16 protein-coding genes, 1 tRNA gene and 1 pseudogene are annotated in these 12,375 nt (G+C 40.6%); 3 read left to right on the forward strand and 15 right to left on the reverse strand.

What is annotated here, in order from left to right; all coding sequences use genetic code 11:
* Positions 1-182 precede the first annotated feature (182 nt).
* The 7 genes and pseudogenes from NST39_RS13375 to NST39_RS13405 all read right to left on the reverse strand — a co-directional run.
* A complete protein-coding gene (locus NST39_RS13375; protein ID WP_113767517.1) occupies positions 183-602 on the reverse strand; it encodes a YkvA family protein in 420 nt (139 codons plus the stop codon).
* A gap of 95 nt (positions 603-697) precedes the next feature.
* The gene (gene dltD / locus NST39_RS13380; protein ID WP_341028780.1) at positions 698-1,864 is read right to left on the reverse strand and encodes a D-alanyl-lipoteichoic acid biosynthesis protein DltD; all 1,167 of its coding nucleotides are present in this window, start codon (positions 1,862-1,864) and stop codon (positions 698-700) included.
* Positions 1,864-2,100, reverse strand: coding sequence for a D-alanine--poly(phosphoribitol) ligase subunit 2 (dltC, locus tag NST39_RS13385; protein WP_003216498.1), 237 nt, complete (start codon positions 2,098-2,100; stop codon positions 1,864-1,866). Before dltC ends, dltD begins: the two co-directional genes overlap by 1 nt.
* Positions 2,101-2,121: 21 nt before the next feature.
* A complete protein-coding gene (gene dltB / locus NST39_RS13390; RefSeq protein ID WP_065098549.1) occupies positions 2,122-3,306 on the reverse strand; it encodes a D-alanyl-lipoteichoic acid biosynthesis protein DltB in 1,185 nt (394 codons plus the stop codon).
* On the reverse strand, positions 3,303-4,808 hold the full coding sequence (dltA, locus tag NST39_RS13395) for a D-alanine--poly(phosphoribitol) ligase subunit DltA (RefSeq protein ID WP_341028782.1): 1,506 nt from the start codon (positions 4,806-4,808) through the stop codon (positions 3,303-3,305). Before dltA ends, dltB begins: the two co-directional genes overlap by 4 nt.
* A gap of 14 nt (positions 4,809-4,822) precedes the next feature.
* Positions 4,823-4,972 carry a teichoic acid D-Ala incorporation-associated protein DltX gene (locus NST39_RS13400; protein WP_024427820.1) on the reverse strand — a complete coding sequence of 50 codons (150 nt, stop codon included), beginning with the start codon at positions 4,970-4,972 and terminating at the stop codon, positions 4,823-4,825.
* Positions 4,973-5,226: 254 nt separating this feature from the next.
* Positions 5,227-5,412 (reverse strand): annotated as a pseudogene (locus NST39_RS13405) (Kelch repeat-containing protein); the annotation flags it as partial.
* Positions 5,413-5,513: 101 nt separating this feature from the next.
* Between NST39_RS13405 and NST39_RS13410 the strand changes: the two are divergent.
* Complete coding sequence (locus tag NST39_RS13410) at positions 5,514-5,672, forward strand: HNH/endonuclease VII fold putative polymorphic toxin (RefSeq protein WP_341029975.1); 159 nt, start codon at positions 5,514-5,516, stop codon at positions 5,670-5,672.
* A gap of 20 nt (positions 5,673-5,692) precedes the next feature.
* Positions 5,693-6,082, forward strand: coding sequence for an immunity 50 family protein (locus NST39_RS13415; RefSeq protein ID WP_341028784.1), 390 nt, complete (start codon positions 5,693-5,695; stop codon positions 6,080-6,082).
* A gap of 174 nt (positions 6,083-6,256) precedes the next feature.
* On the opposite strand, the gene NST39_RS13420 is transcribed toward NST39_RS13415, so the two are convergent.
* Together NST39_RS13420 and NST39_RS13425 are read right to left on the reverse strand one after the other, a co-directional pair.
* The gene (locus NST39_RS13420; protein WP_341028787.1) at positions 6,257-6,898 is read right to left on the reverse strand and encodes a DUF4241 domain-containing protein; all 642 of its coding nucleotides are present in this window, start codon (positions 6,896-6,898) and stop codon (positions 6,257-6,259) included.
* 521 nt (positions 6,899-7,419) lie between these two features.
* The gene (locus NST39_RS13425) at positions 7,420-7,599 is read right to left on the reverse strand and encodes a hypothetical protein (RefSeq protein WP_341028790.1); all 180 of its coding nucleotides are present in this window, start codon (positions 7,597-7,599) and stop codon (positions 7,420-7,422) included.
* Positions 7,600-7,830: 231 nt separating this feature from the next.
* Between NST39_RS13425 and NST39_RS13430 the strand changes: the two genes are divergently transcribed.
* The gene (locus NST39_RS13430; protein WP_106029063.1) at positions 7,831-8,019 is read left to right on the forward strand and encodes a hypothetical protein; all 189 of its coding nucleotides are present in this window, start codon (positions 7,831-7,833) and stop codon (positions 8,017-8,019) included.
* Positions 8,020-8,172: 153 nt separating this feature from the next.
* Here NST39_RS13430 and NST39_RS13435 read toward each other — a convergent pair.
* The 6 genes from NST39_RS13435 to racE form a co-directional block, all read right to left on the reverse strand.
* Positions 8,173-8,246 (reverse strand) — tRNA-Arg (locus NST39_RS13435).
* Between the two features lie 120 nt (positions 8,247-8,366).
* Entirely contained in the window at positions 8,367-8,891 is a 525-nt protein-coding gene (locus NST39_RS13440) for a metallophosphoesterase (protein ID WP_341028792.1), read from the reverse strand.
* A 14-nt stretch (positions 8,892-8,905) separates the two neighbouring features.
* On the reverse strand, positions 8,906-9,502 hold the full coding sequence (locus NST39_RS13445) for an XTP/dITP diphosphatase (RefSeq protein WP_341028795.1): 597 nt from the start codon (positions 9,500-9,502) through the stop codon (positions 8,906-8,908).
* A gap of 10 nt (positions 9,503-9,512) precedes the next feature.
* A complete protein-coding gene (gene rph / locus NST39_RS13450; protein WP_341028798.1) occupies positions 9,513-10,241 on the reverse strand; it encodes a ribonuclease PH in 729 nt (242 codons plus the stop codon).
* A gap of 151 nt (positions 10,242-10,392) precedes the next feature.
* Positions 10,393-11,454 carry a GerMN domain-containing protein gene (locus NST39_RS13455; protein ID WP_341028799.1) on the reverse strand — a complete coding sequence of 354 codons (1,062 nt, stop codon included), beginning with the start codon at positions 11,452-11,454 and terminating at the stop codon, positions 10,393-10,395.
* A 101-nt stretch (positions 11,455-11,555) separates the two neighbouring features.
* Positions 11,556-12,374: a glutamate racemase gene (racE, locus tag NST39_RS13460; protein WP_445662386.1), complete on the reverse strand. Its 819-nt coding sequence runs from the start codon at positions 12,372-12,374 to the stop codon at positions 11,556-11,558.
* Position 12,375 lies beyond the last annotated feature (1 nt).

The raw sequence follows: 12,375 nt of genomic DNA on the forward strand, positions 1-12,375 counted from the left end.
TAAAATGATCTTGATTTTAGCCCTTTGTCTTCTTTTCAGCGTGATAGAAAACCTTTGAAGTCTAGGAAGGACGAGTACTGGCGCGGAGCGAATTTGACATTCGTGAGCACCAGCACGCAGGACTGACACCGAATGCGAGGGTTTGTCTACACGCTGAAGCCTCCAACTGTGGAGGCTTTTCTTTATGCAGACGGCATCCCGCCATCTTCAAGTTTTTGATCAATCAGAGACGTATCGGTTTTTTCACCGAACCATTTTGACAGCCTGTCCTTCGCTTTTCCTTTCACATCATCATCAATGTAGACCGCTACTTGAATCAGAGCAAATGTGATCGCGCCTAAATCATCTGTATAGCCGACACCAATCAATGTATCGGGAATAAGGTCAATTGGAAGGATAAAGTATCCAAGCGCCCCAATAATAAGGGTTTTTGCTTTGACAGGTACTTCAGGTTTTTGCAATGTATAGTAAAGTAATAGCACAGCATAGACAAGAGAGACACCAGCTTTTTGTGCCGTTCTTTTTAACTTTTTCCAAAAGGCTTGATCATTAAAATGCTTTTTCGAACGCTTCAATAGTTCTTTTTTCTCAGAACGATTCATCATATCGCCTCCATTTACAGCATAGCCCTTTTCCCTTCTTTATACAAGATATCCGCCGATTCAACAAACAAAAAGCAGCAGAAAGCTGCTGCATTCTACTGCTCTTTGTAAAACTTTTCGATTGCCTTATCGATGTACACCCATCCTTTATAAGACACGTGAATCGTATCTTTAAAGAAGTAAGGATCGTACTCATGCTTAGTCAAATCTGCGACTTCATACCCGTTATCACGTATTTGACGATTGATTTTCTCATAATACTCTGTACGTCCCTCTTTTGGAAAACCGGTATAATCATACCATTTTCCGTTGACAGGAATCGTCACAAACAAAGGCTTTGCCCCTGCCTGTTTTAAAATATCCAGCATGATTTGAAAATCTTTGTATTCTGGTGATTCCGCATAAGAGTGGTCTTCACGAGAATCTTTCATCTTTTTCATAATCGGTTTCAGCTTGCGCTCAAACAGTTTTTGATTAATATAAAACGGGTTGTCCCCTGCTCTTTTCGCACCAAAAACGCTCGCTTCTTTCTCAAGCTCAGTCCATGTTTTTCCTTTGACTGACGGAGACGGTTGAAGCTTACGTTCATGCCCCGATCCAATTGTATAGTACATGTCTTTCTTTTGAAGCATGCCATAATACATTTTTGCAATAGGAGAAATCGCGCCATAAGCGAATTTGTTCCCAGAAAGCTCTGCTTTAAAAAGCTCTGTGATGACCATGTCGTTCTTCACTGCTTTAAACGTCATGATTCTCTTGATCAGTTCTTTTTTCACAGTTGGATCAATTTCTTTATTATAAGCGAGATTCAGCGCTTGAAGCGCTGAATAGTTCGGTGCAAAGTGATTTTCGTCAGATCCCCATTTTACAAACCACTGCGGGGACACGATAAATACAAGCTTCTTCCCTTTTAACTCATCCATATGAGCAGCAAAGTTCATCGCATGAATTAATGATTGCGATCCACCTTTTCCAATAAGATAAGGTGTAAACCCTTGAGGATTCTCATGAAAGAAATTCGAAGGGTGATATGGATCAAAACGTGACAGTTCAGAAGATCCATAGATCGGCAAATAAGTTGGATCTTTTAGCATTTCGTCTTGTAAATAAAGCCCTTGAAACATCCCCGGATCTAATTCTGTGGCTGACTTTTGTAATTTGTCTTTTTGGATCAGATGTGAGAGCCATGCATTTGGTACAAGAAGAACACCAATGAATAGAACAGCCGCTAAAATAAGCGGCCCAAAAAAACGCTTTTTCATTACTTCATCTCTGCCAGCTGCTCAGCAATGTGATTCGGTGTATCCCACACATCACGATCAAACTCTGTAATCGGAACAGTAATTCCAAGTTGACTTTCGATGGCCATAAGCAGTTCTACTGTACCAAATGAATCGAGAAGACCCTCGTCAAAAATTGCAATCTCTGGATTTTCTTTCACAACGTCGTCCTGACAAACCTCTGCAATAATACCGTATACTTGATTTTTAAATTCCATAATTTTCTACTCCCTTAATCATTAATGATGAAATGGTTTTCCTGAAAAAATATAAAATCCGAAACAAATCACATGGAATGTAATAATGATCGACACAACCATTGTGACCTTATTATCCGGCCACCACTTGTGTTTTTTATTCCATTTCTCGAATAAATTGTAACCGGACATCACAACTGCGTGATATAGTCCGTAAATAATATATTGAAGTGCTAGACCATGCCAAGCACCCATCAATAGAAAGAGGACAAAGTACCCAATATTTGATACAGCCATACGGTTCTTGATCCACTTCTTTTTTGTCATAAAGAACACAAATCTCATAAACACGTAGTCTCTGAACCAGAAGGACAGGGACATGTGCCAGCGATTCCAGAAGTCTTTAATGTTCCGGCTGATAAACGGTTTGTTAAAGTTTTCTGGTGATTTAATGCCCATCATATAACTCACACCAACAGCAAATGCTGTATAGCCAGCAAAGTCAAAGAACAAATACATACTGTACGCATACATATACGTTAACTGTTGAACAAAGTGACTGCTGCTAATGTGATGAATATTCATCAGAATATACGTGTGAATCAGATAACCAATAATGAACTTATATAAGAAGCCGATAAAAATTTTATGCATACCGGCGTATAGAAGATCACTGTACGCTTCCTTTTCAGGCGGCGTATCCATATCCTTTTCAAACCGGCGGTAACGATCAATCGGACCTGATGAAATCGTCGGGAAAAAGACAATGAAATAGACCAAACGGTGAATCGGAATTTTCTTCTTAATCAAGCCGTCTCTTGTCTCGATAATTAACTGAACACCTTTAAATGTTAAGTACGAGATCCCTAAAAAGCTCAGCCAGTTCATTGGCGGCGGTTGATGCGGCTGATGAGTTAAAAAGAACGGTAAAACCTTTGATAGTACAAGCGGCAAAATCGATGCCACCACTGCCATATAGAAGACAGACGCTTGATTTGCTTTCAACCGGTACGAAAGGTACAAGCGGATGATCAAGACTTGCCACACTGTAAACAAGAAGAGCAGCAGCGCGCCATGTGCATCCTTTGAGAAAATAAGCGCGAGTGCCACAACCGTTGCAAACATGTTGTAGCCCTGCATTCTTTTGCCGCGAAGACCAAGAATGATCGTCGGCAAAAGAAGAACAGCAATTAGAATGAAGAAAAAGAATGAACTAAACGGAATCATAGAAGAACCTCTTTCGCGATTCTTTTACGGTCAACCTTCCCGTTTGGCGTCATGTACAGCTGCTCAAGATAAATAAACTTTCTTGGAATCATGTACGCAGGCAGTGAATCCGCCATTTCTTTCTTAATTGCACTTGTCAGCTGATATTCCTTTTCAAAAGAATGTGCTGCTGGAACAATGGCTGCAATTAAGTATTCCACATGACCGTTTGGCTGGAATGGCACAATCACACAAGCATTGACATACGTTGTCTCGCTCACATGATATTCAATTTCTTCAAGCTCCATTCGGTATCCGTGCAGCTTAATTTGATAGTCCAGACGACCGTGGCACGTAATCAAACCATCCTGCGCCACACCTGCATCTCCTGTGCGGTAAGCAGGGCGTCCTTCGTATTCAAAGAACACTTTATCCGTTAAGGCTTGTTCACCTAAGTAGCCTCTCGTGACGCTTGGCCCCACGATGACAATTTCCCCTTTTTCACCATCAGGAAGGGTCTTGCCTTCTTCATCTAAAATGACGATATCTGTATCCGGTTTGGCATAGCCGACTGGTAAAGAATCGTGCTGATCAAGAATGGCCTGCGTGACTTCAATCGATGTGATCGCAACAGTTGCTTCAGTCGGACCATACGTATTAAAGACCTGCGCTTTTGGAAAACGCTCAAGGAGTGCACTTGCTACAGATACAGGAAGTGCCTCTCCGCAGAACATGAAAACTTTCAGCTCTGGTAAAAGCTCCCCTGTAAAGGAAGGGTCCATTAAGCACATTTGCACAAATGAAGGTGTTGATGTCCACACTTCAACGTCAGATTGACCAAGTGCTGCAAACATATCCTTCGGCTTATTCACTAGATCTTTCACTAAACAGTAAAGCGTGCCGCCTGATTGAAGCGCTGGATACAAATCCATCACTGATAAGTCAAAAGAAAAGGGTGCTTGGTTTAAGAACGTGCGTCCCTCACCAATTGGGAAGTCTCGGCACATCCACTCTGTAAAGCTTTCTAAATTATTGGCTGTTACCTGAACGCCTTTCGGTTTTCCGGTACTGCCAGACGTATAAATGATGTAAAAAACATCATCTTGTTGAACCCACTGCGAGGATGGCGGTGCTTCTTTTTCAAGAGCTAAAAGCGATGCCGCACTTTTCACTTCAATGTGTTCTTCTACATCTAGTACATTCTGCTCATTTGCACAAATCAACAGACTGGCTTTTGAGCTTTCAATAATTGAGACGATACGCTCAGCAGGGATTGAGATGTCGACCGGAATGTATGGTCTACCTGATTTCACACTGCCTAAGAATGAAATCAGCATCTCTGGCTCCATATGACCGTATACAATGACAGGTGCACTGCCAGTTGCGACTGCATCGATGGCACCAGCCATTTGGTCTGATAGATGCCAAAGCTCATCATATGTGATCGAAGCATGTTGAGAAACAAATGCTGGCTGTGTTGGTTTCGTTTGTTGGTATTCATGAATCGTGTGTAATAGTTTCATAGTTTAATCTCCAATTAAAAATCGTTGTAAATGAATGATCCCGTATTTGCTGTATGGAATCCGTAAATAAAAAACAATAATAGCAAAATAAGTAAGTAAAAACTTGTATATCCTATCCATTTTACAGACTTATTTTCCGATAGTTTTTTGAATAGCATATTGATAACCTCTTTTCTTTTGACACTTATAGAGACGCATGAATCATTCAAAGAGTTTCATATCAAAACATAAAATTTTTAAGAAATTATGAAAGAAAGATGTCGAATCGATAAACGTGTCTCTAGGCAAAGCTGTCTTATTGTAACAAAGATTTAATGTATTTGAAATGAAATTCCAGCTTAAATTTGCCTTAAAATTGGTGAAAGCTGTCGAATAAACGCAAAAGCCACCTAGTTTGCCTAGATGGCTTTGATTTCAATTACTTCTTATATTTATTGACTTCGAACATGAGAATGTTTTTGAACACCACATAATCCTTTTTACTTTCAAAGGGACCTTTATTGTTGTCATGCTCATCAATTTCATAAAACCCTGGTCCTTCTCCGGCATCACGCTTTTTGTACCAGGATAGGAAAGCGTTGACTTCTTTCATGGAGAGGTCATACTACTTCAGCAAAGTGTTGACCAATAGATTGTATTTAAAGCTTTATCACTCACTACTTTTTTCCTATTCATTACATTTTTTTATATTGTTATGGTAAGAAGATTGTTATTCAGGATCATTCAAATGGTCACGATTTTGGAGAAGGTGGCGTCGGAAATCAACCTTCACACCACAATGTAAGACCTGAAAACAACACACGCAATGGTAAAGTTGAAGGTGTAGAAGACCATTATTATTTTGAAAGAAGAAACAATAAATAACCCAAACGAGGAGTTTCCAAATGATTAGAGAAGAAAAATTTATGAACCCACAAGCGATGACTCAAATTTTTGGGGAGATCCCACAATTTAAAAATGCAGAGATCATGAATGTTGATTTAAACAGAGATGGTCCTACCCTATTTATAAGACTAATGACAAAAGACTCCGTGAAGAATAAACCTAAACGTTGGGGGAATTTTGATGTTGTCTACGTTGAATTATCATTCATTGGTGTAACGGATTTAAAAATTAATCACTTAGGAAATAATAATATAATTGATCATTTTGAGATTAGCACAACAGAGAATGAAGGGTTATTAAAAATAAACTGTAAGAATCAAATGCAAATCGAAACCATATTTGATTGGGCGAGAGTTGAACAAATTTCTCCGGGGCTAATTGGTTCTTAAAATCGTTTCGCAGATTATATAGATAACAACACAGTATTAGACCTAAATGAAAGTGGCTTCTTTTCATTAATAGAAGCCACTTTCATAAAACATCTCATTATACACTTCACTATATCTATGAATATACTGAATTTATGAACAATAAAAAGAACCCCTGATTCCATGGGTTTCTCGTCATTCCATAATAAGAAAATCCGTCACAAGGCAAGCAGGTTCTCCATTTTCATCCAGCCCCCAAAAGCTTGGGTACATCCCGTCACCGAAGCCTGTTGTAAACATGGCAATGTCCATCTTGTCATGAAAACGGGCGACGAGCCAGTCCCATGTGTGCTTGTAGTTTTGCTCAAGCGCTTCTGCAAATTCCTCATAAAAATAAAAATCATTGTCCTCTTTATATCGCTTATCCTCATAAGCTTGTAAATATAGTGCTGCCTCCGCATCCATGAAACAACCCATTCCCGTATTCACACCGTAACCGAAAAACTCGTTTTCTTTTAGATGTTTGAGCTCCTGCCCTGCTCGTGTGGCAAGCTCCCATTCTATTGCTTGCTCGTTTGTAAACTTGATCATTGCATAGGCGACGCGTTCGTCACCACTTTCTAATCGCTTTACTACAAGTAGAATAGGATATTTCCCCAGAGCCACCTTCCTCGTAAAAGACTGGTCCCCTTCTGAAACAAAAGGATCACATGCAACGATATGACCGCTCGTGATCTCGATATGGCCTAACTGTTTAGCAAATAATTGATCACCTTCTGAGCTGCTTTTTTTCTCTCCATTTTCAAAAATTAAGTTTGTTGGATCAATTTTGTACAAGGGATCATTCCTTTCATTATTTTTCTAAGACGTTTGAGATTATGTATTTTTCTCTGTTTTGTCTTTTATTCCTGTTTTATTTTCTCTCTTTTAATCCGTCAATAAAAAATCTTTAAAAAGACAAGCTTCATCACCATTCTCATCTCAGCTTCTTGTATCCTCATAACGTTTCTCTAATGACTCTTCAAGTTCATCATATATGTCATCTTCACCGTTTTGACTTTGTTCAGAAAGTATATATTTCAAAGCATGATCATCCATAGAACATCCATTTCCAGTATCAATTCCATACCCTGAAAAGAATTCCCCCTGTAAATCGCTTTCTATCTGCCCATTTGATAATGCAGGATCCTACTTAACACTACTTTTGCTGCTAAACTTTATGATTGCATATGCAATACGTTCATCTTCATTCTCAAAACGAATAATATTTAATTATCCTTTTGCGGTGTCTTTTTCATTAGTTAAATATAAATGGAAGGTTCATTAAAAAACGCCCTTCCATTTGAGGGGCTGTGTTATTATCTATTTTCTTTGGAATATTTTTTTATCAATGATTCGCTAATCCTGATTACGATATAGATCGAAACCGCTAAAATCAGCATCAACGGAAACATACTTAAACGATCATCTGCAACATAAACAATGATCCCCACAATGACAGCCACTACGATTGCCGTTAAAAAATGCTTCACCGCCATCTCACCCCTTTGTATAAATCATATACATTTTATTACACAAAAGGTTCAATTGAAATAATTTCCACAAAATCAGATATACGCAAGTCTAGATTGATTTCGACCACAAGCAGAAGTGGGTTTTTGTTTCGCTCTATAAGTGGGTTGCTCCCCTCCCTTATATTGTTCGTATAATCTCTATATGCTAAAATTAACTAAAATACCTAGATAATGGATCAATCAGGAGGTCATTCAGTGACACAGCAAAGCAAACCATCCAAAATGTTATTAATTACTTTACCCGGCGCTATTATTGCCCTTGTGATGATCTTAGGGAAAATTGATACACCTGTAACAAATGTTTTATTTTATATTGTGGCTTTTAGTGTTATGGGTTTAGTGGTTTCGAGCTTAGTGAAAGACTACAGAAAAAAGAAAAGTTAAACTCTTCGTCTAGGAAGCTGTCGTTTATGCAGCTCCCTTTCTTTTTGTATACACTTTTAACATTCTAATTTAAAGCAAAAGCTAAACTTAAATTTCAAAACAAAAAAGCCTGAAATCCTTTTATATCAAGGATTTCAGGCTTTTTTCTTAGTACGTCCCAGGAGAGATTCGAACTCCCGACCGACGCCTTAGAAGGGCGTTGCTCTATCCAGCTGAGCTACTGGGACATGTTGTTATGTAGTGTTCTGTTGGTGAGTACCTCACCGACAAGATTTATTATATTACTATTGTTCTTCAAAGTCAACGGTTTTTCGAAAGTTTTTTCACAAGGGGCAAATGCTGCACCCTTATGAAATACCTTCCAATGTGACAGTGTTTTCGAGGTCTTGTATGACCTGACCTTCGTCTGTGAAAAACTGTACGTTTGCTTCGCTTCCATCTAGTGTCAGTATAGCGTAGCTGCGCTCTTTACGCACTCTTGGCAGGTGCACGCTGCCTGGGTTAATGAGTAGTTTTCCTCTTAGCAGCTCACTGCCTGGGATGTGCGAGTGGCCAAAGCAGATGATGTCTGCGCCTAGCTCTTCTGCACGGTAGTAGACTTGAAGCAAGGATTGTTTGATGCCATGCAGATGTCCGTGAGTGAGAAATAGTTTTCCGCCTCCATCAAGTGAAAGCAGGAGCTCTTCTTCAAAATCGCCCATAAAATCACAATTTCCTTTGACGACTTTGTATCCTTCGAGGGCTGGGTGGTTCGTTTCGAGTTCTGAATCTCCGCAGTGAATCATCATGTCGACTTCAGCCGCATGCCGTTTGGCAATGGTTTGAAGTTCGTCTGTGAGTCCATGACTGTCACTAATGATGAGTATCTTCATGGCTTCATTCCCCCTTATTCATTTGCGTCTAGCAGTGATGAAAGCTTTTGAAGCGCGACCGCTCGATGGCTGATCTTGTTTTTCTCTTCTGGTGATAATTCGGCCATCGTCTGGTCTTTGACGATGAAAATCGGGTCGTATCCGAAGCCATTTTCGCCGATTGGTTCCTGTGCGATAAAACCTTCTACTGATCCTTCTACCGTCTTTGTTTCTTTACCTGGTATGCTGACAGCCAGGGCACATCTGAATCTAGCTGTGCGGTCTTCTTTTTCAATGCCTTGAAGTTCGCTCAGCACTTTTTCTACATTCTCAGCATCGTTTTTATGTTCACCAGCGTATCTGGCTGAATAGACGCCAGGTTTTCCGCCAAGATAGTCAATCGACAAACCGGAATCGTCTGCAATGACCATTTCACCCGCTTTGGCTTGAATCGCCTCGGCTTTGATAATGGCATTTTCTTCGAAGGTATGTCCTGTTTCTTCAATTTCTTCAGTAAAGCCGATGTCTGCTAGTGTTTTGACCGTGAATCCTATTGGCTCAAGAATGGCTTTGAATTCTTTCGCTTTGCCCGCATTGTGCGTTGCAATGATGGCTGTTTTCATCCTGATCAAACCCTTCTTTTTATTCGATGACTTCTCCTGTCACTGCTTTTTGCTTTTCGATTAATTCTTTGATGCCCTTTTCGGCTAAATCAAGCAGTCCGTTTAGCTGTTCTCTTGAGAATGTCGCTTCTTCGCCTGTGCCTTGAAGTTCAACAAAGCGTCCAGCGCCTGTCATGATAACATTCATATCTACTTCAGCTGAAGAATCTTCTTCATAATTTAAATCTAACAGAAGACCTTGCTGAGAATCAATTCCGACGGATATCGCCGCTAAATAATCAGTGATCGGGTTTTGTTTGATGACTCCTTCTGCTCGAAGCTTTTGAATCGCAAGTGTCATGGCAACAAAAGCACCTGTAATGGATGCTGTGCGTGTACCGCCGTCTGCTTGAATGACATCACAGTCAATCCAAATCGTGCGTTCGCCAAGTTTTTCTAAGTCAACGACTGCACGGAGTGCTCGTCCAATTAATCGCTGAATTTCCATTGTACGTCCTGTCACTTTTCCTTTAGATGATTCTCTAATGGTTCTTTGAGCGGTTGCTCTTGGAAGCATGCTATATTCTGCTGTAATCCAGCCTTTTCCTTCTCCTCTTAAAAAAGGAGGTACGCGGTCTTCGATGGATGCGTTACAAATCACCTTCGTATTGCCCGCTGAGATTAAGACAGAGCCTTCTGGATGCGTAATGTAGCCTGCCTCTATTTTAATTTTTCTTAATTCGTCATAGTGTCTTTCATCTAATCTCATGATTTACCTCCGTTACAATATACATTCCGCGCGGGTGCCAGCGGGGTTCTCCTACTAACTTTGACAACCTCGGCTCGTTCTAATCGCTTGGAATAAAAAAGAGGCAGCGAATATGCATGCCTCTTTTTCTCCATTATATCAATGTGTGCCGTTAAAAACTACCTGTATTCACTTGTTCTGGTCTTGAAACCGGCTTTGTCAGCTCTGTTCCTTTTTCGTTCACAAGCTCAGCCTTGCCGTTTACCTTAACGGAGACGCTTTTGACGTCCGGTAGCTCTGTTAATGTGAGCACAATGCTATCAAGAACTTTTTGTGAAATGACCTTTTTCTTTTCATCTGCGCTGCCGAAAATGGATTCGTTGAAATCAAGTGTCACATGTCCGTCTTTTACTTTCGGGATATCATTCAGCTTTACATCTTGATCAAAGTCTGTGAGCAAATGGCTTTTTTTGCTCGGTCCAGAGACGAGCTCATCAATAGCTGCTGTAATCGGATCATCCTCGTCTTTTGGCGTTCTTTTGGTGACAGGAACATAGTACGTCTGTTCATCAGATTCAGCTAAGTAATAAACCGTCACTGGCTTTGTCGATGTCATATCAGCGGCAGCCTCGTGCTGAATATTAATACCGTCTTCTCTGCTTAAATCATCTGAAATCGGTGTACCGTTCACAGGCATTTCTTTTAGTTCATGACCATTCATTTTCAATTTGACTTTGGCGACAGAATCAAACTGCGTTAACGTCCAAGTGACAGATTGCAGGATTCGCTGTTCATCTTCTTTTTTATAGTTTTTGAATTCATTTGAAAAATCCACTACGGCCGTTCCGTCTTTAATATCGACAGATACGCTCGTGTCGGCCGGCAAAACAGCCCGGAATCCATTTGGCATGAGGTTAGAAATCGGTCCTCCGTCCACAAGGTATTCAAGGGTTTGTTTGGCACTTCCTTCATTTTTCGGCAGTGGCATGGATTGAGAGACGACATACCCGTTTTTATCAATTAAATATAATTCTCTCATGACTGTATCTGCCTTCTTCTCTTCTTTTCCTTCTTTGGCTGTTTGTTTATCTTCTTTATTTTCTTTCACATACGTGACGTTTTGTGGCGGGTCAATCTCTGTTTTCGCTTGGTCTGTTTGAAACAATCCGCATCCTGACAAAAGCATGGCTGACGCGATACACGTCACAGCTGCTGTAGATCCTTTTTTCAGCATACTTCACCCTCCTCTAGTAGTTTGTACTACTATGTATACGAGCTCCCTCTGCGGATTAGACCCTTTTCATAAAAAAATAACCCACCTCAAGAAGAAGCGGGTTATTGCTGATAGACGTGTTCGAGTGATACGGTTTCGACCTTCCCTGGCAGGTAGCCAAACCAGTCACGAGCGATGTTTTCAAAATTTTGCTGCTGCCCTGTTGTATAAAATGTATGGACAGGTGCTTCCTTAGAAGTGTTTAACAGTCCTTTATAGGAAAGAATTGTACTCGCTTCCCTAGCTGTCTCATCCCCTGATGAAATGATGCTCACATCACTGCCCATAAAGCGCTGAATCGACTCTTTTAAAATCGGATAGTGTGTACAGCCAAGAATGAGTGTATCAATTCCTGTTTCTTTCATCGGTTCAAGTGAATCTTTCACCACTTCATCTGCTGTCTGATCTAAAAACGTCCCGCTTTCCACAAAGGGAACAAGCAGCGGACATGCCAGACTTTGAACCGCTAGTCCTGCTTTTAGGGATAGCAAAGCTTCTTTGTATGCCTCGCTTTTGATCGTATTGGCTGTACCAATGACACCAATCTGCTGATTGTTTGTCACCTTGATGGCTGTGCGGGCGCCGGGCTGAATCACGCCAATGACCGGAATATCAAGCGTTGCTTTGATTTCATTTAGTGCGATCGCCGTCGCTGTGTTGCATGCGATGACGAGCATTTTAATATGGTGATGTCTTAATAAGTAGTGTGCCATTTCCCAAGTATATTGAAGAACTTCTTCTTCTTTCCGCGGGCCATACGGGCACCGTTTTGTATCGCCTACGTAAATGATTTTTTCTTTTGGCAGTTGTCTCATGATTTCCTTTGCAACGGTTAAACCGCCGACGCCGGAATCAATGACGCCGATTGGTTGATCCAACAAA

The organism is Bacillus sp. FSL W8-0645 (genome assembly GCF_038007905.1).
Lineage (GTDB): Bacteria > Bacillota > Bacilli > Bacillales > Bacillaceae > Bacillus > Bacillus pumilus.